The organism is Hyphomonas sp. (genome assembly GCF_041398465.1).
Taxonomy (GTDB): domain Bacteria; phylum Pseudomonadota; class Alphaproteobacteria; order Caulobacterales; family Hyphomonadaceae; genus Hyphomonas.
In genome coordinates this window covers 218,053-235,909 of the sequence record NZ_JAWKUS010000002.1, presented here as the reverse complement: position 1 = coordinate 235,909, position 17,857 = coordinate 218,053, and the positions used below count along the sequence as shown (strand labels likewise).

Annotated in this window: 18 protein-coding genes; 8 read left to right on the top strand and 10 right to left on the bottom strand. The window is 58.9% G+C overall.

The window, feature by feature from the left end:
* The first annotated feature begins 182 nt into the window (after nucleotides 1-182).
* Genes ccoN through ccoS form a run of 8 tightly spaced genes read left to right on the top strand, consistent with a single transcriptional unit; the run spans nucleotide 183 to nucleotide 8,033 of the window.
* Nucleotides 183-1,853 (top strand): cytochrome-c oxidase, cbb3-type subunit I, encoded by a 1,671-nt coding sequence (ccoN, locus tag R3C98_RS07790; protein WP_371313552.1) that lies wholly within the window; start codon nucleotides 183-185, stop codon nucleotides 1,851-1,853.
* Nucleotides 1,854-1,864: 11 nt separating this feature from the next.
* A complete protein-coding gene (gene ccoO, locus R3C98_RS07785) occupies nucleotides 1,865-2,632 on the top strand; it encodes a cytochrome-c oxidase, cbb3-type subunit II (RefSeq protein ID WP_371313551.1) in 768 nt (255 codons plus the stop codon).
* 11 nt (nucleotides 2,633-2,643) lie between these two features.
* The gene (locus R3C98_RS07780; protein ID WP_034763853.1) at nucleotides 2,644-2,805 is read left to right on the top strand and encodes a cbb3-type cytochrome c oxidase subunit 3; all 162 of its coding nucleotides are present in this window, start codon (nucleotides 2,644-2,646) and stop codon (nucleotides 2,803-2,805) included.
* Entirely contained in the window at nucleotides 2,798-3,685 is an 888-nt protein-coding gene (gene ccoP / locus R3C98_RS07775) for a cytochrome-c oxidase, cbb3-type subunit III (RefSeq protein ID WP_371313550.1), read from the top strand. The genes R3C98_RS07780 and ccoP overlap by 8 nt, the downstream gene beginning before the upstream one ends.
* A gap of 32 nt (nucleotides 3,686-3,717) precedes the next feature.
* Nucleotides 3,718-5,160, top strand: coding sequence for a cytochrome c oxidase accessory protein CcoG (gene ccoG / locus R3C98_RS07770; protein ID WP_371313549.1), 1,443 nt, complete (start codon nucleotides 3,718-3,720; stop codon nucleotides 5,158-5,160).
* Nucleotides 5,160-5,669, top strand: a complete 510-nt coding sequence (locus R3C98_RS07765) for a FixH family protein (RefSeq protein WP_371313548.1) — start codon at nucleotides 5,160-5,162, stop codon at nucleotides 5,667-5,669. The genes ccoG and R3C98_RS07765 overlap by 1 nt, the downstream gene beginning before the upstream one ends.
* Nucleotides 5,666-7,882 carry a heavy metal translocating P-type ATPase gene (locus R3C98_RS07760; protein WP_371313547.1) on the top strand — a complete coding sequence of 739 codons (2,217 nt, stop codon included), beginning with the start codon at nucleotides 5,666-5,668 and terminating at the stop codon, nucleotides 7,880-7,882. The genes R3C98_RS07765 and R3C98_RS07760 overlap by 4 nt, the downstream gene beginning before the upstream one ends.
* Nucleotide 7,883: 1 nt before the next feature.
* Nucleotides 7,884-8,033: a cbb3-type cytochrome oxidase assembly protein CcoS gene (gene ccoS, locus R3C98_RS07755; protein WP_371313546.1), complete on the top strand. Its 150-nt coding sequence runs from the start codon at nucleotides 7,884-7,886 to the stop codon at nucleotides 8,031-8,033.
* Here the strand turns inward: ccoS and R3C98_RS07750 are convergent.
* From R3C98_RS07750 to R3C98_RS07705, 10 genes are all read right to left on the bottom strand, one after another.
* Nucleotides 8,030-8,962: a biotin-dependent carboxyltransferase family protein gene (locus R3C98_RS07750; RefSeq protein WP_371313545.1), complete on the bottom strand. Its 933-nt coding sequence runs from the start codon at nucleotides 8,960-8,962 to the stop codon at nucleotides 8,030-8,032. The genes ccoS and R3C98_RS07750 overlap by 4 nt on opposite strands.
* A 1-nt stretch (nucleotide 8,963) precedes the next feature.
* Nucleotides 8,964-9,596 (bottom strand): allophanate hydrolase subunit 1, encoded by a 633-nt coding sequence (locus R3C98_RS07745; protein WP_371313544.1) that lies wholly within the window; start codon nucleotides 9,594-9,596, stop codon nucleotides 8,964-8,966.
* The gene (gene pxpA, locus R3C98_RS07740; protein WP_371314020.1) at nucleotides 9,597-10,349 is read right to left on the bottom strand and encodes a 5-oxoprolinase subunit PxpA; all 753 of its coding nucleotides are present in this window, start codon (nucleotides 10,347-10,349) and stop codon (nucleotides 9,597-9,599) included. It lies immediately after the preceding gene.
* The gene (locus tag R3C98_RS07735) at nucleotides 10,346-11,554 is read right to left on the bottom strand and encodes an Nramp family divalent metal transporter (protein WP_371313543.1); all 1,209 of its coding nucleotides are present in this window, start codon (nucleotides 11,552-11,554) and stop codon (nucleotides 10,346-10,348) included. The genes pxpA and R3C98_RS07735 overlap by 4 nt, the downstream gene beginning before the upstream one ends.
* Complete coding sequence (locus tag R3C98_RS07730) at nucleotides 11,551-12,696, bottom strand: DUF2891 domain-containing protein (protein WP_371313542.1); 1,146 nt, start codon at nucleotides 12,694-12,696, stop codon at nucleotides 11,551-11,553. The genes R3C98_RS07735 and R3C98_RS07730 overlap by 4 nt, the downstream gene beginning before the upstream one ends.
* An 80-nt stretch (nucleotides 12,697-12,776) precedes the next feature.
* Nucleotides 12,777-14,192, bottom strand: a complete 1,416-nt coding sequence (gene lpdA / locus R3C98_RS07725) for a dihydrolipoyl dehydrogenase (RefSeq protein ID WP_371313541.1) — start codon at nucleotides 14,190-14,192, stop codon at nucleotides 12,777-12,779.
* Nucleotides 14,193-14,203: 11 nt separating this feature from the next.
* A complete protein-coding gene (locus R3C98_RS07720) occupies nucleotides 14,204-14,638 on the bottom strand; it encodes a hypothetical protein (protein WP_371313540.1) in 435 nt (144 codons plus the stop codon).
* Entirely contained in the window at nucleotides 14,584-15,942 is a 1,359-nt protein-coding gene (locus R3C98_RS07715; RefSeq protein ID WP_371313539.1) for a pyruvate dehydrogenase complex dihydrolipoamide acetyltransferase, read from the bottom strand. The genes R3C98_RS07720 and R3C98_RS07715 overlap by 55 nt, the downstream gene beginning before the upstream one ends.
* Entirely contained in the window at nucleotides 15,932-16,351 is a 420-nt protein-coding gene (locus R3C98_RS07710) for a hypothetical protein (protein WP_371313538.1), read from the bottom strand. The genes R3C98_RS07715 and R3C98_RS07710 overlap by 11 nt, the downstream gene beginning before the upstream one ends.
* Complete coding sequence (locus R3C98_RS07705; RefSeq protein WP_371313537.1) at nucleotides 16,344-17,750, bottom strand: pyruvate dehydrogenase complex E1 component subunit beta; 1,407 nt, start codon at nucleotides 17,748-17,750, stop codon at nucleotides 16,344-16,346. Before R3C98_RS07705 ends, R3C98_RS07710 begins: the two co-directional genes overlap by 8 nt.
* Between the last annotated feature and the right edge of the window lie 107 nt (nucleotides 17,751-17,857).

Below are 17,857 nucleotides of genomic sequence, written 5' to 3'. Positions count from 1 at the left end.
AAGGGCTGTTCCCGCCATTAGCCATTTTGTCATCTGTTTGCTCCTTCGAGTATGTTCCAATACGCTTCGTGAACTAGGCGGATGCGACAGCGAAGCCCATCCGTAGAATACCGTATACCGGTTCGAAGTCGACACCGGCAATTAGGCGCCAGAATTCCAACGACTCGCAGGGGGTCAATAACGTGAGCACGTTACAAACAAGACGGTCGTCGGCATTTGCCAGCATTGGCAGTGTCGCGGCATTTACCAGCATCTTCGCCATCCTGGCGTTGCTGATCGCCAGCCACGCTGCCGATCCGCTTATGGGCGCCCATGCCTGGCTGTTCCTCGGCCTCGCCGTGGTCGGCCTTCTGGCACTTGCACTCTGGGCGGGCAGCCTTGGTGACCGGGATCCATTCGATCAAACGGTCTACGAAGACACGATTGTAAAATTTGGTGTCGTGGCTGCCATGTTCTGGGGCATTGCCGGTTTCCTGGTCGGGCTGATCATCGCCCTCCAGCTGGCCTTCCCCAATATTTTCTACTTCGAACAGCTTGGCTGGACGAACTTCGGACGGCTTCGTCCGCTGCACACATCAGCGGTCATTTTTGCGTTCGGCGGAAACGTCCTGCTCGCCACCAGTTTCTACGTCGTTCAGCGTACCTGCCGGACACGTCTGGCCGGCGGCATGTGGCCGTGGTTCGTTTTCTGGGGCTATAACCTCTTCATCGCGATTGCCGGCACCGGCTATCTGATGGGCGTTACCCAGTCGAAGGAATACGCTGAACCGGAATGGTATGCCGACCTCTGGCTGACCATCGTCTGGGTGGCCTACCTTCTGGTCTTCCTCGGAACGATCTGGAAACGCAAAGAGCCTCACATCTATGTGGCGAACTGGTTCTACCTGTCCTTCATCGTGACAATTGCGATGCTGCACATCGTGAACAACCTCACGCTGCCAGTTACACTGACCGGTTCCAAGAGCTACCAGCTCTTCGGTGGGGTTCAGGACGCACTGACCCAGTGGTGGTATGGACACAATGCCGTGGGCTTCTTCCTGACCACGGGCTTCCTGGCCATCATGTACTACTTCATTCCGAAGCGGGTTCAGCGGCCGGTTTACTCGTACCGTCTGTCGATCGTTCACTTCTGGTCGCTGATCTTCATCTACATCTGGGCGGGTCCGCACCACCTGCACTACACGGCTCTGCCGCAGTGGGCGCAAACGCTGGGCATGACCTTCTCGGTAATGCTGTGGATGCCTAGCTGGGGCGGCATGATCAACGGCGTGATGACGCTGTCTGGTGCCTGGGATCGTCTGCGGACTGACCCGGTTGTCCGGATGATGGTCGTCGCACTCGCCTTCTACGGCATGTCGACCTTCGAAGGTCCTCTGATGAGCGTCCGGGCCGTCAATGCCCTGTCGCACTACACAGAATGGGGCATCGCCCACGTGCACTCGGGTTCGATGGGCTGGGTCGGCTTCATCTCCTTCGGTGCACTTTACTGTGCAACGCAGTGGCTTTGGAAACGGCCTGCCTTGTACTCGCTACGGCTTGTAGAATGGCACTTCTGGCTCGCAACGATCGGCATTCTTTTCTACATCGTTGCCCTGTATTTCGCAGGCATTCTCGAAGGCCTGATGTGGCGCGCGTACAACGAGTACGGCTTCCTGGAGTACAGCTTCATTGAGACCGTCGAAGCCAAGCACATCAGCTATGTGATCCGCGCAGTGGGTGGCAGCCTCTACCTCACCGGCGCACTAATCATGGCCTACAACCTCGTCCGCACGGCTCTCGGCCACGGCGCTGCCGCTGAAGGCACCCGCCCGGTTGATGTTCCTGCCACCGCGACGCTTCAGCCCGCTGAATAGGAGACTTACTGATGGGCTTGATGAAAAAGCACGAAACGCTTGAGCGTCATTCTCTGGCACTCACGCTCGGCATCCTCGTCACCGTCGCGATCGGCGGTATCGTGGAGATCGCACCACTCTTCTATCTCGAAAATACCATCGAGAAGGTCGAAGGGATGCGTCCGTACACGCCGCTCGAACTGGCCGGTCGCAACGTCTACATCCGCGAAGGCTGCTATGTCTGCCACTCGCAGATGGTGCGTCCTCTGCGAGATGAGGTCGAACGCTACGGCCACTACTCGCTGGCAGCGGAAAGCATGTACGACCACCCATTCCAATGGGGCTCCAAGCGGACAGGTCCCGACCTTGCCCGCGTAGGCGGCAAGTATTCTGATGCCTGGCATGTGGATCACCTGAAGGATCCGCAATCCATGGTTCCGGAATCGGTGATGCCACCTTACGCATTCCTGGCCGACAACAAGCTTCACTTTGAAACGATTGGCGACCACCTGAAGGCGCTTCGTTTCGAAGGGGTTCCGTACACCGACGAGATGATCGAGAACGCCAAGGCGGATCTCATCGCTCAGGCCGATCCAGATGCAGACTACGATGCACAGGATGCACTCGTCGCCCGCTATGAAGAGGCCGCTGGCCGCGAAGGGACGGTCAGGATTGCGGACTATGATGGCAATCCTGACAAGGTGACCGAGCTCGACGCCCTTGTCGCATACCTTCAGATGGTCGGCACTCTGGTGGATTTCTCCACCTATGAGGCCGACGACCTGGACAACCGCAGGTAAGGGGCAGGGCTATGTATGAGATTCTGTCAAAGTTTGCCCAGACATGGGGCCTGGGCTTCTTCGTTCTGATGTTCGCTGTCGCAGTCGCCTACGCGCTGTGGCCGTCGAACAAGGAAAAATTCCAAGCAGCGGCCCATTGGCCGCTCGATGAAGGGGAACCTGGAGATGAGTGAGACCGACAAGGAAGTTGATGTCCTGTCCGGTGTGGAAACAACCGGCCATTCCTGGGACGGCATCAAGGAGCTGAACAACCCCCTTCCCCGCTGGTGGCTGTATGTCTGGTATGGCACGATCTTCTGGGCCATCCTGTACATGATCGCCATGCCCGCCCTGCCATCGCTGCCGGGGCTCGGGAGTCGCAACACACCCGGCGTGCTTGGAATGTCTGACCGTTCCGCCGTGGCCGAGAGTGTCGCCACTCTTCACGCTGAACGCAGCGCGGCTTCAGCCGAACTGCTGACTGCATCGCTTCAGGACATCCAGAACAATCTGGACCTGCAGCAATTTGCGATGGCGATGGGAGAAAGTGCCTTCGGGGATAACTGTGCTACGTGTCATGGTGCTGGTGGCCGGGGAGCAAAAGGCTACCCGATGCTGGCAGACGATGTCTGGCTTTGGGATGGCACTCTGGATGGTATTGAGCAAACGATCCGCCACGGCATCCGGCATGAAGAAGATGCGGACACCCGCTTCTCCGCAATGCCTGCATTTGGGAGAGATGGCTTGCTGACTTCTGTTCAGATCGACGACCTGGTCCAATATGTCCTCAGTGTCAGCGGTCACGAAGCGAATGTCGGTATGGCTGCAAGTGGTGAAAGCCTGTTCCAATCGAACTGCGCCAGCTGCCACGGCATGGATGCGAAGGGTTCCAGGGATGTCGGGGCTCCTAACCTGACGGATGCTGATTGGCTCTATGGTTCGAGCCCGGACGATATCCGCGCGACCATCACGAATGCTCGTAACTCCCATATGCCGGCTTGGCAGGGTCGTCTTGATGACGCCACCATCAAGGCACTAGCAGTTTACGTGCACTCACTCGGTGGTGGTGAGTAAGTATATTTCTCTAATTACTTGGTGCCCAGGATATGACAACCGTCATTGACCACACAAAATCTAATGCGCCCCCACCTTCACTCTACGAAGGGCGCAAGCAGATCTATCCGAAGCTCGCGCATGGCAAGTTCCGGACGATCAAGTGGGTCGTGATGGCCGTCACCCTGGGCATCTATTACATCCTGCCCTGGATACGCTGGCCGCGCGGGGAAGGTATTCCCGATCAGGCGGTTCTCGCGGATTTATCAGGCGAGAAATTCTATTTCTTCTGGTTCGAGATCTGGCCGCAGGAACTCTATTATCTGGCTGGCCTGCTCATTGTGGCAACGCTGGGCCTGTTCCTGGTGACCTCTCTGTTCGGCCGGGCATGGTGCGGATACACGTGCCCTCAGACTGTCTGGACAGACCTTTATATCTGGGTTGAACGTGCCTTTGAGGGGGACCGCGCAGCCCGCATGCGTCTCGACGCTCAGCCCTGGTCTTTCAACAAGGCCTGGCGCAAATTGGGCAAGCACCTTGTCTGGCTCATAATTGCCTTCTGGACCGGTGGCGCCTTCGTTCTTTACTGGCATGATGCACCAACTGTCGCCAAAGGCTGGTTCACTGGCGAAGCGCCGCTTACTGCGTACTTCTTCGCGGGCATCCTTACATTCACGACCTACTTCCTGGCAGGATGGATGCGCGAGCAGGTCTGCACATATATGTGCCCTTGGCCGCGTATTCAGGGCGCTCTGACGGATGAGAATGCTCTGAACGTTACCTATCGCTATGATCGCGGCGAACCCCGTGGCCCACATCGCAAAGGTGAGAGTTGGGAGGGCCGAGGCGACTGCATTGATTGCAAGCAATGCGTACAAGTATGCCCAATGGGTATCGATATCCGTGACGGTGCGCAGCAGGAGTGCATCCATTGCGCTCTCTGCATCGATGCCTGTGACGACATCATGAAAAAGATCGGCCGGCCGACCGGGCTCATCGCCTACGATACAGATTTTGCCATCGGCGAGCGCGTTGCGGGCCGCAAGCCAAAGTATAAGATCCTGCGTCCCCGCACCATGCTGTATTCGGCACTCATGCTGCTTATCGGAGCCATGGTCGCTTTCGGTTACTTCAATAAATCCACGTTCGAAGTGAACGTCCTGAAAGATCGCTCACCGCCATTCGTCCGCCTGTCCGATGGGAATGTCCGCAACGGCTACACCCTGAAGCTTGTCAATAAAGCTGCCTCGAAACGCCATGTGGCTATCGAAATCGAGGGGTTGGATGGTGCTGACCTGCAGATGATCGGCTTGGAGACAAACGCTGACGGTACAGTCGATCTGGAGCTTGGTGCGCACGGTGTTGACCGGTTCCGCATGCTCGTCACACGACACGCGGACGACAAGGAACCTCGTGTCGACTATACTGTCTTGGTGCGGGATCTCGCGACCGGAGAGGTCGAAGATGCCACCGCCGTGTTCCAGGGAGCAAACTGATGCCCGCAGCCATGAGCCGTAAGCCATTTCGCCTGACTGGATGGCACGTCTTTATGCTGATGTGCATCTTCTTCGGCTTCATGTTCATCGTGAATGGTATTTTCCTCTGGGCGGCACTGAGCTCTTTTCCGGGTGAGGACGAGCACAAGTCGTATCTGCAAGGACTGCATTATAATAATGCGATCTCAGCGCGCAGGATCCAGGAAGAGCAAGGCTGGTCGGCTCAAATCGGTCTGACACCTACGGACTCCGGAGACCGTCTGGTCATCCGCTTGCTTGACCGGGCCGGTGCGCCCCTCAACGTGACAGATATTGACGCGCAACTTCGTCGTACCGTTACGGGCGCAGCAGACCAGCCGATCACTCTGCAACGTGGAGCAGAAGGCGACTACTTCGCTGACGTCAGTCTTCTGGAAAAAGGCGTCTGGGAAGCACGCGTTCATGCCAATGTCCCCTACGGCACCGAAGCGGTGGAGTTCTCAGCGAGTAAGAAACTGATCATCCCATGAGTTCGGCGGACGTTCTCGCGCACACGCGTGACTGGTCCCTTGGTGATGCGGCGGATCAAGATAGCCCCTTCGGAGGCCTCTCTGCCTTCGTCCAGAAAAGCGGGAAATCCCAACATCTGGAACTTCACGTCTCGGGTGCGAAATGTGCGGGCTGTCTCGCAAAGATCGAAAAGTCTGTGGGTGCGCTGGATGGCGTCTCAGAGGCGCGCCTGAATCTCTCCACTGGCAAGTTCAATGTTACCTGGCAGGGCCCCCTGCCCGCTTCCGACATCGCCGAAACGGTTTCCGGTCTCGGATATGGTGTAAGCGCTGCTGCGGAGACTGATGCAGACGAAGTTCAGCGCAAGGAAGAACGCGAGCTGTTGCTGGCAATGGGTGTGGCAGCATTCGCTGCGGCAAACATTATGTTGCTGTCTGTCTCTGTCTGGGCCGGGGCCGGAGAGATGGGTTCCAACACCAAGCAGATCATGCACGCAATCTCTGGCGTGATTGCCCTTCCGGCTGTCGCTTTCTCAGGACGCCCATTCTTCCGCTCTGCCTGGTCCGTTCTGAAGCGCGGACGCGCCAATATGGATGTGCCTATCTCACTGGCTATCATCCTCGCTTTTACGGTCAGTGTCGTCGAAACAATACGCGGCGGCGAACACGCTTATTTCGATGCGGCCGCAATGCTGATCTTTTTCCTCTTGATCGGCCGCTTCCTGGAAGCCCGCGTAAGACGCAGGGCTTGTTCAGCCGCAAACGATCTCGCCGGCATGTCCAGCCGTGCCGTGACCCGCATCGATTGCGATGGGAATGCGATCAAGGTGAACCCCGGCGTGGTCGCCCCGGGTGATACGATCCTCCTTGCTCAAGGCGAGCGAGCCGTTGTCGACATGGCGCTCAACGATGAGTTCTGCGAACTCGATGAAAGCCTGGTTACCGGGGAAAGCGCCCCTCACCTCTTGTCGAAAGGCATGCGTATCTATGCGGGTGCAGTGAACCTGTCCGGCCCAGTCCAGGCGAAGGCGTTGTCGCGCGCTTCGGATTCCCTGCTTGCGGATATTGGCCGCATGCTGGACGCAGGCGAGCAAAGGCGGTCGGCTTACCGAAAAATCGCTGACAAGGCCGTGGCTCTATATGTACCATTTGTACATTCTGCAGCCGCACTGACCTTTATTGGCTGGATGCTTGCGGGTGCCGGTTTCCGTGAATCGATCCTGATTGCGGTGTCGACGCTTATCATCACCTGCCCGTGCGCTCTCGCATTGGCAGCGCCGGTGGCGCATGTCGTTGCGGCGGGCAAGTTGTTTCAACTCGGCATTTTCCTAAAATCGGGCGATGCGCTTGAACGGTTCGCATCTGTTGACCGGATTGTTCTGGACAAGACCGGCACTCTGTCTCTGGGTGTACCGCAACTCAGTGATGCCACAGATGAGCGCACCATTTCGGACGCAGCCTTATTGGCACGCTCAAGCCGTCACCCTCTTTCGCGCGCCATTTCGGATGCTGCGGGTTCGGGGCCTGTCGCGTCAAACGTACAGGAAATTCCTGGCTGCGGTCTGGAAGCAACGATAGATGGCGTCCTGTGGCGCCTAGGGTCTGGCCGCTGGATCGGTGTAGACAGCGGCGATACACACACGCGCAATCTCTACCTGCAGCGCGGCGATGAAACGCCGGTTGCGCTCGAGTTCGCAGACCGCCTCATTCCCGGAACAGAGGATGCAATCCGGCAACTGGAAAAAGCCGGTTATGAAACCGAAATCCTCTCCGGCGATACGAATGAGCGTGTTTCCGAAGTCGCCAGAGAGCTCGGCGTGTCCCGGTACACCTCGGCTGCTTCCCCGCGTGACAAGGCCGCCCATCTGGAAGTTCTGAGGGAGCAAGGCCACAAAGTTCTCATGGTTGGCGATGGCCTGAATGATGCCGGAGCGCTTTCCCTCGCACACGCGTCGGTTACGCCTGGTACCGCTATAGACATTAGTCAGGCCGCCAGTGATGCAGTGTATTCCGGCGGCATCACTTCCTTGCCAGTCCTGCTGAAACTTGCTCGGCGCACGCGGAGCGTGATGCTTGAGAACTTCACGTTTGCCGCACTATACAACCTCGTCGCCATCCCCATTGCCGTGACAGGTCATGCCACCCCCCTTGTCGCCGCGCTTGCCATGTCCTTCTCGTCTGTGGCTGTATCGCTAAACGCAATCCGTTTGGCGGCTTTTTCCGAAGGGAAATAATATGAGCGGCATCCTCTTCCTCATCCCGATCGCCCTGTTCATGGGGTTGCTTGGTCTGGGCGCATTCATCTGGGCTGTCCGCTCCGGCCAATTCGACGACCCAATCGGCTCTGCGAACCGTATCCTGATTGATGAGGACGAACCGCTTTAGAGGGAGAGATCCGGCAACCAGTCCTTAAAAAAGGTCTGCTTCAGGCGCAAATCATGTGCCACGTCTTCCGCGCTGCGTTTCAAAAAGCGAATATTGTCACCCGGACGGATTTGCCCCAGCAAATGCCTGTCGGCTAGCGCGACCTGCAACACGTGCGGATATCCACCTGTCGTCTGGGCATCTGGTAAAAGCACAAAAGCCGTTCCTGACGGTGTGAGCTGTATTGCGCCCGGAAACACTGGCGCGCTTGCCTTGAGACCAGCCCCCTTAAGCATTGGCCAGCTTCCGGCGATCTCAATCCCGATCCGATCCGCCCTGCGTGTGGCCTTGAAGTCTTGCTTGTGTTCCCAGTCAGGGATCCGGCCTTCATCCGGCCCGGGCACACACCGAAGCGCGAAACTATGTGAAAGCACCTGCCGCATCTTCATGGGTGTTTCCAGAATTGCAGATCCGCCCCCTCCCCCATTTTGGGTATTCAACACATCGCCTTTGCGTAATGCCCTCCCTTTCAGGCCGCCGAACCCGGCAGGGAGGCAAGTCGATCTGTTTCCCAAAAAAGTGTCAGCTGCAAAGCCACCGGATACTGCCACATAAACACGCAAGCCATACTCCGGCGCGCCTATGTTGAGAGTCTGTCCGGCTTTGATCTTCAATGTCCGGTGCATAAGCCCCGGCTGACCATCAACATCTATCGCGGCTATAGCCCCAGCAATACCAACGATATGATCTGTCATGGCCTTTAAGGAGATCATTCCATAAGGGATCTCCAGTGCACATTCAGATGCTGCATTCCCCACAAGCCTGTTGGCGAGCGCCATCGACAGCGTGTCAGCTGGCCCGGATGCCGGGACCCCCATATACCGCACACCGCGCCGCGGGGCTTCTTGCAACGTAGACTGAATGCCCGCCTGCAGAACGGTGAAAGACATCTCAGACTCCCACCAGCTTCAAACGTATGAGCTGGCCCTCCCTGAGCAGAAAGGGATCTTCCCTTGCTGGATCGAAGAGTGTCTCGCGCAAACGTCCAATGATTGGCCAGCCGCCCGGTCCGGATAGTCCATAAAGACCTAGTTGCCCGCTGACGAACCCGACTGAACCGGCCACCACCCGCTGGCGTGGCACAGCGAGCCGTTCACCTGTAAGCGCCCCGTCAATACCCTCGACATAGGCAAAGCCGGGCATGAACCCCAGCATATCGATAACCAGCTCGCTCTGGACTACCTTCTCGAGAAACTCTTCCTCTGACAGATTATTTTCCACCGCCAGAGCCCTAAGGTCCGGCGCCCAGTCATTGGACACGTCCAGATGCAGCTCGACTGGTGCATATGAACTGTCAGCCTTTTCCTGAAAGGTCGACAGCCACGCTTCCATTTTGCGGATGGCTTCGCTCGGCCGTATATCGAAAGGATTGAATTGCGCGGCTATGAACTCCTTGCCCGGCACGACATCAACCCACTCACATGTCTCCCGCAAAGATAGTGCGAGAGCATGTCTCAGCTGTCTGTCCGCAGGTTGCACCCCGACCGCATCGTCGCCGAGTAGAAACAAACGGCATTCAATCATTTATGCCTCAATTGAAATTCCGCGTGCAAGCAAGGCTTCCTTCAGCAAGAAAGCTGATCTCGCCGCTCCGGGTGTATCACCATGCAGGCACACAGTCCCGGCCTCTACACTTACGCGCTCCCCTGTCCGTGCGATGACCTCTTTTGAAATGATCAGACGCATGACCTGAGCTATCTGCTCTGCTTCATCCACGAGAAGCGCACCTTCCATGGACCTTGCGGTAAGGCTTCCGTCAGCTTCGTAAGCACGGTCAGCAAAGGCTTCCGCTATGAATTCCAGCCCCTCCCGCCTTGCGTATGTTTCCAACAAAGACCCCGGAGGTCCTATCAATGCCGGAATACCCATATGGACGCACAGAGACACTACCATTTCAGCCAGGGCATCGCTTTTGGCGGCGTCATTGTAGAGCGCGCCATGAGGCTTCAGGTGCGAAACAGTGACATCCCGCTCGCGCGCGATCGATTTCAGCATACGCACTTGCGACAGTAGCGATTGCTGCAATTCTTCATTGCTGACATTAGCCCTTGAGCGACCGAATCCCTCTCGATCTGGATAGGATGGGTGCGCACCAATCAGCACGCCTCGCGATTGTGCTGCATGGATCGTCGCGGCCATTGTATCTTCGTCTCCGGCATGCCCACCGCAAGCGATACTGCAGCGCGTGACAACATCCAGGATCGCACGATCCAGTGCGCGTCCTTCAGACCCAGGCAATTCACCGACATCGGCATTGAGGCAAATCCGGTTCTTCACGGCCACACCCCGAATGCACGCAGAACCAGACGCAGGCCAAACCCTGTTGCGATCAGGACGACACCTCCCCCCAGAAGATTGCTCCACAGGCCGTTCACATTGGCTCCCAGAATAGACCGGCGATTCATTGTCACGATAAGGAAGACCGCTACAATTGGGAGCAGGATGCCATTTGCGACCTGTGCAATGAGGATGAGGTTCACCGGCTTCAACCCCAGGGATGCCACGAGCGTCCCTATCGCCAGCACACCCAGCGCGATGCCACGAAACGCCCGGCCTTTTCTGGACAATCCAGTCATCTCACAAACAGCATAGGCAGTCGCGATCGGGGCCGTTACCGCTGAAGACAGACCGGCAGCAAGCAAGCCCACCCCTACGAGCAGGCGAGCAAAGGGCCCATATGCCGGTTCCAGGCTGGCCGCCATGTCGGCTGCCCCCTGAATGACCAGACCAGATCCGAACAGGCTCGCGGCTGCCGTGGAAAGGATGAGGATCGATATCAATCCACCAAGCCCGATCGAGACCCGCGTATCCGAGCTGGCCGCCTTCATGGCAGAAGCCCCCCCCTTCGGCCATTTTTCCCTGACCGAGGAGGCATGCAGGAACAAATTGTATGGCACGATCGTCGTCCCGATCAGGGCGATCGCCGTCAGCAGGCTGCCTTCCGGCAGGTTGGGCCGTAATCCGCTGATCATGGCTGCCAGCTCTGGTCGCACGAGGAAAAGGCTTCCAGCGAAGGCCAGGCTCATCAGCAGGACGAGTGCAATCAGCAGCCCTTCAAGAACCTTGTATCGGCCATTCAGCAGAAATGCCCCTGCCAGGGCAGCCAGGGCCCAGACGAGCCAGCGTTGCCGCTCCGCGGGCAAGCCAAAGGCGGCACCAGCCCCAAGCGCCCCTCCCGAGAGGTTCCCAGCCTCATAGGCTGAATTTCCCAGCGCAAGGGCCGCAAGAACCAGAACCATGGACAGCCATTTCAGCGAGACTGGCGTTCCCGGCGCTACCAGCGCCTCCCCCAGCCCCATGCCCCCGGCGATGCCCAGCCTGGCCGACATGTCCTGCAGCACCATCGTTGCAAAAGTTGCAAAGACGAGCGCCCAGATCAGTGCGTATCCGAAATTGGCCCCGGCGAGTGTGCACGCTGTAACGGTGCCCGGCCCGATAAAGGCTGCGGCGACGAGCGCACCGGGGCCGAAAGGCAGTTTCATTCGATGCGTATGCCCCGGCGAGTTTCAAGATAGGTCGCGAAGCTGGCAAGCCAGTGGCTGCCGGAATAATGTTTGTCACTCACAGCAGCGATACCGGTTTCCTTGTGGCGCGCTGCGGCAGCCAGCAATGCTGGGCGCCGCGGGTCGCTAGCCGGCAGGGCGGATGCGATACCTTCCAATGCCCAGGCGCGGGAAAGGTTGAGACCATCAAGGTGAACCAGCTTGCCATCGGTCGGATCGAGCACCATGCCAGGCTCCAGCCAATCACCACTCCCATTCACAGGAATCTGCGGCAGGAACAGGCTGAGCCAGGCGGCATATTGCTCCGTCCCCATCACGCGGCGCATGAGGTCCGCCTCCATAAGGCACGGCGAGAGGAAGTCCTCGCCCGACGGTTCATAAGCCAGCGGGCAGTTCACATCCGCTTCGTGGAAGCTCAGCACCTTGGCAGCGAGCTTCTCGCGGAATTGCGGACGCATCGCTGTATCCGACCAATCGAGCATCAAACCGAAGGCGAAGGCCGTCTGATTGTGTGTTCCGATGCGGATCGGATAGACGAGCTTGTCGAGCCAGGCAGATGTCTGCCCCTCAATGAAGTCCTCCAGTGGGGCCAGCGTCTCCACCCACTGTGCCGCTTCAGGGAAGTCCGCTTCACGAAGTTCCGTCATCAGCTGCAGGAACCAGGCCTGGCCATATGGCCGCTCAAAGCTCGCCCGGTCTGCCCCCTGGAAATATGCGAGTTCGCCAGCAATGTTCTCAGGCGTGAAGCTCTCCGAGAGGGCCGAAACGATGGCATCCCGATAAGGCGTTTCCGGGTCGGTGTTCAGGATGCGCACCAGCAGCCAGTGCCCGTGCACGGAAGAGTGCCAGTCGAAACAGCCATAGAACGCAGGATAGAGGTCCCGCGGCGTCGCCACATCCGCATCCGAATTCAGCAAATGGCTGATCTTGTTCGGATATTGCTTGTGCACACAGGCGAGTGCGAGACGCGCGAAGCGGTCTGTTACGATACCATCGCGTGGAGCAGGCAATTCCAACGCCGCCTCCGTCACGGTTTCGACCTCCTCATGCGGCGCGGAGGCAGGCGCACAAGCAGCCACCCCGACCACCAGAGCCCATCCGGCAAGCACTCGTCCAATCATCTGCTACCCCTGCAAGATTCACCAGCCTCTTGCGTAACAGGACAGGCGCTATCAGGGCAATAAAGGCGCTGTAGCCGCCTTTAGATGTGCAGGACGCGGCCTTCGGCATCCAGCACGGCTTCGTGCATGGTTTCCGAAATGGTCGGGTGCGGGAAGACGGTATGAGCGAGATCTTCCTCGGTCAGTTCGCCCTGTCGCGCGATGACATAGCCCTGGATCAGTTCCGTCACTTCGGCCCCGATCATGTGGGCACCCAACAGCTCTCCGGTCTTCTTGTCGAAGATTACCTTGACCAGTCCATCCGGCGCGCCGAGGGCAATCGCCTTGCCATTGCCGAGGAACGGGAAGCGGCCGACCTTGATGTCGTAGCCCTTTTCCTTGGCAGCCTTCTCGGTCAGCCCGACACTGGCCACCTGCGGATGGGCGTAGGTACAGCCCGGAATGTTCGACGCGTCAAACGGTCCGGCATGTCCCTTCCCGGCAATGGCTTCGACACATGACACGCCCTCATGGCTCGCCTTGTGGGCCAGCCAGGGCGGCCCGGTGAGGTCACCGATGGCATAGAGACCGGGAACGCCTGTCTTGCCGTAGCCGTCGACCACGACGTGCGTTTTCTCGACTTTCACGCCGAGTGCTTCGAGGCCGAGATTCTCGACATTGCCGGCGATCCCGACGGCGAGGATGGCGCGGTCGAATTCCTGCGTCTCCTTCTTGCCGTCCTTGCCGGTGATTTCAGCCGTGACGGTATCCTTGCCCGCCTTCAGGTTTGCCACCTGTGTGCCGGTGAGGATCTTCAGGCCCTGTTTCTTGAATTCCTTCTCGGCGAGCTTCGAGATCTCCTCGTCCTCAACCGGCAGGATGCGGTCCATGACCTCCACCACGGTCACTTCGGCACCGAGCTCGTTGTAGAAGCTCGCAAACTCGATCCCGATCGCGCCGGAGCCGATAACCAGCAGGCGTTTCGGCATCACGTCCGGCGTCATGGCTTCGCGATAGGTCCAGATCAGCTTGTGGTCCGCCACGAGACCCGCCTGCGGGATGTCGCGGGCCCGGGCACCGGTGGCGAGAATGACGTGCTTGGACTGGTAGGATGTGTCCTTCCCGTCCTTGCCCTTCACGATCACTCTCGGGGCAGGCGCACCCTTTTCCAGCCGCGCAGTGCCTTCGATCACGTCGATCTTGTTCTTTTTCATAAGGAACTTCACGCCAGTCGACAGCTGGTTCGCCACGCCGCGAGAGCGCTTCACCACCGCCTGAAGGTCAAAGTCCGCCTTGTCGATGACGAGTCCGAAATCCCGGGCGTGTTTGGCAAGGTAGAGCACTTCGGCCGAACGCAGCAGCGCCTTGGTGGGGATACAGCCCCAGTTGAGACAGATGCCGCCAAGCGCCTCGCGCTCCACGATAGCCGTCTTCATGCCGAGCTGGCTCGCGCGGATCGCCGTGACATAGCCGCCGGGGCCGGAACCGATCACTATGAGGTCGTATTGGGTGGACATTCAGTTCTCCCTTATCCGTATATTTCGCATTGTCGTTGGAGCACGTGTTCGTACCGATCGCTCATCCATCCGGCACCGAACAACATGAAAGCGCCCATGGCGGCACCGCAAACAAACAATGCCAGAACGACCCATCCGTTCATCCTGACCAGCTTCCAGGCGATCACTCCGAACGTGCCACTTATCAGAAGCCATGTTGGCAAGAGATAGTACGTGCCAAGAGCGGCGGCGTCGAAAGGATTGAGGTCGAAACGCCCTGTCCTACCGCACAGCCACTCTGTTGTTTCAGGCCGGAATATCCCAAGCCAGCCTTCATACTGGCTGAGCACCAGATACAGCGCCGGCGAAAGCGCTATGATGGCGTAAGCAACAAACAGCAGCCTCCGCCATATCAAAGCAGCATCGCCTCCGGCGTCTCCACGTAGCGTTTGAAGGCGGCGAGCCATTTCGCGCCTTCTGCGCCGCCGATGACGCGGTGGTCGCAGGTCAGCGTGACCGTCATGATCGTGGCGGCGGTGACGTTGCCCTTGGCATCGACGACAGCGCGTTTCTCGCCTGCGCCTACGGACAGGATCATGCCTTCCGGCGGGTTGATGATGGAGGCGAAGGATTTGATGCCGAACATACCGAGGTTCGAAATGCTGAATGTGCCGCCGGTATATTCCTGCGGCTTCAGTTTCCGGTCCCGGGCGCGGGCGGCTAAGTCCTTCATTTCCTCGGAAATTTCGGCGAGGCCCTTGGTCTCGGCCTTGAAGATCACCGGCGTGATGAGGCCCCCGTCGATGGCCACAGCGACCGAGACATTGGCGTGCTTGTGGTAGGCGATGCCCTTGTCAGTATAGCTGGCATTGCAGTCCGGTTCGTCCATCAGGGCAAGCGCGGCGGCCTTGATCAGCATGTCGTTGACGGAGATCTTCACGCCCTTCTCTGCTGCAGCATTTATTGCAGATCGCGAGGTAAGCAGCCGGTCGATGTTGAGGTCGATGTTGAGCGGGAAATGCGGCACCTGCATGAAGCTCTCGGTGAGGCGCCGCGCGACCGTCTTGCGCATGCCGTCGAGGGGCTTCAGCTCATAGCTGTCCGGCGCATAGATGCGGTCGTCCAGAACCTGCGGCAGGATCAGGCCATCCGGCTTCGGCGCTGTTGCAGATGCTGCAGCAGGCGCGGCTGCCGGTTTCGCATTTTCGACATCGCGCTTGATAATCCGGCCACGCGGGCCAGTGCCGGAAATTGCGGAAAGGTCGATGCCTTTCATGTCCGCGATCCGGCGCGCCAGCGGGCTTGCCTTGATGCGTCCGTCGGCTGTGTTGGCGCTCGGCAGAGGCGTCGTCGCCAGGGGGGCTTTGGCCTGATTAGCGGCGACTTCCGATGACTTCGCCATGACCATATCGGACTTGGGCATGACTATATCGGACTTCGGCATGTCTTCAGCGGGCTTTTCCGGAGCCTTCGGCGCAGGGGCCGGAGCGGCCTTCGTCTCAGGCACGCTGACCGAGGAAACGTCCTCACCGTCTTCCGCCAGGACGGCGATCACGGCGTTGACCTTCACGCCCTCGGTCCCGGCCGGGACGAGGAGCTTCGCGACGGTGCCTTCGTCCACGGCCTCGACTTCCATCGTGGCCTTGTCGGTTTCGATCTCGGCGATGACGTCACCGGAGGAGATCGTGTCCCCTTCCTTGACGAGCCATTTGGACAGTGTGCCCTCTTCCATCGTGGGAGAGAGCGCCGGCATAGTGATGTTAATCGGCATGGAAACCTGCCAAGATTGGTGTTTTTGGAGAGACGAATTCAAAACTGTTATAAGGCGCGCGTACTACGTAGTGCCTTGCACTGAAGTCCACGTACTCACCGAAATCCCTGCCCCGCTTCAGACGCTCAAGGAGGGCGCTTGAACTAGACACGCATAGACCAGACAAGCCCTCAAATACTTTTGCGCTTTCCTCTGCCACAAAGAGGTCCGCCCGGTCGGCGACCGCCTCTTCTGCAAAAGTAATGTACTGAACGTCCTGACATTTGAGCACCTGCGGTCCCGTATAACCCGCGTTTTGCTCAGCAGACACAACATCCACAATGGCAGTCAGTTCACCGTCGCACCAACCGCAACTGATCACCTGCTCAATCAAATATGCTCCGGTCCGATATGGCATGTTTTCAGACATAGCACACCTTCAGCGCCGCCTCGACGATGTCGTCGGCGTTCGGCAGGCTCAGGGCTTCGAGGTTGGCGGCGTAGGGCAGCGGCACGTCTTTCTGGTAGACACGTGCCGGCGGGGCATCGAGATAGTCGAAGGCCTCGGCCGTGACGGTCGCGGCGATCTCCGCGCCGACGCCCATGAAGCGCCAGCCTTCCTCGCAACATACGATGCGGTTCGTCTTCTTTACGCTCTCGATCACGGTGTCTGTGTCGAGCGGGCGGATGGTGCGAAGGTCCACAACTTCGGCGTCGATCCCCTGCTCCGCCAGCTTCTCGGCGGCTTCCAGCGCGAAACCGACCATGCGGGAATGGGCGACCAGCGTGACATCCGTGCCCTGACGCTTGATCGCGGCCTTGCCGATCGGCAGGACATAATCGTCAAGGTCCGGCACCGGGAAGGTGTGGCCGTAGAGCAATTCATGCTCAAGGAAGATAACCGGGTTCGGATCGCGGATTGCCGCTTTCAGCAGGCCCTTGGCATCCGCCGCATCATAAGGCGCGACAACCTTCAGGCCCGGAATATGACCATACCAGGAGGAGTAGTCCTGGCTGTGCTGAGCCGCCACACGCGAAGCGGCGCCGTTTGGCCCGCGGAACACGATGGGACACCCCATCTGCCCGCCGGACATGTAGCGCGTCTTCGCGGCGGAGTTCACGATCTGGTCAATCGCCTGCATGGCGAAGTTGAAGGTCATGAATTCGACGATCGGCCGGAGGCCCGCAAAGGCTGCGCCGACGCCAAGGCCGGCAAAGCCATGCTCCGTGATCGGCGTATCGACCACACGGCGCGCGCCGAATTCCTGCAGAAGTTCGCGGGAAACCTTGTAGGCACCCTGATACTGCGCAACCTCTTCCCCCATCAGGAAAACGTTCTCATCGCGGCGCATCTCTTCCGCCATGGCGTCCCGCAGGGCATCGCGCACGGAAGTTTCGGTGAATGTGGTGCCTTCCGGAATGGACGGGTCCGAGAGGATCTCGGCAACTGGCGCGGCGGCGGCCTCCGACTGAGCCGGGGCCTGAACAGGAGCCTGCACCTGGGCTTCCTGCGCTAGCTCAGCCGCCGGAGTTGGTGCCGCGCTGCCGCCGGAAGCCTTCTTCGCGGTGACTGTGCTGGCGTCTTCGCCATCTTCGGCGAGGACGGCGATCACTTCATTGACCTTCACGCCTTCCGTGCCAGCGGGAACAAGGATCTTTGCCAGGACGCCTTCATCGACAGCCTCGACCTCCATCGTGGCCTTGTCGGTCTCGATCTCGGCAATGACATCGCCGGAAGAGATCTGGTCGCCTTCCTTCTTCAGCCATTTCGAGAGTGTGCCCTCCTCCATCGTCGGAGACAGTGCGGGCATGAGAATATCAACGGACATCAAAAGGCTCCGGAACTGAAATTGTATTTTGTCTTGTCGTGCGCGTAGCCGCTAACGGCGCCGCCAGCTGAAACCCTGATCAGGTTGTCAGTCATCACACTGCTCCT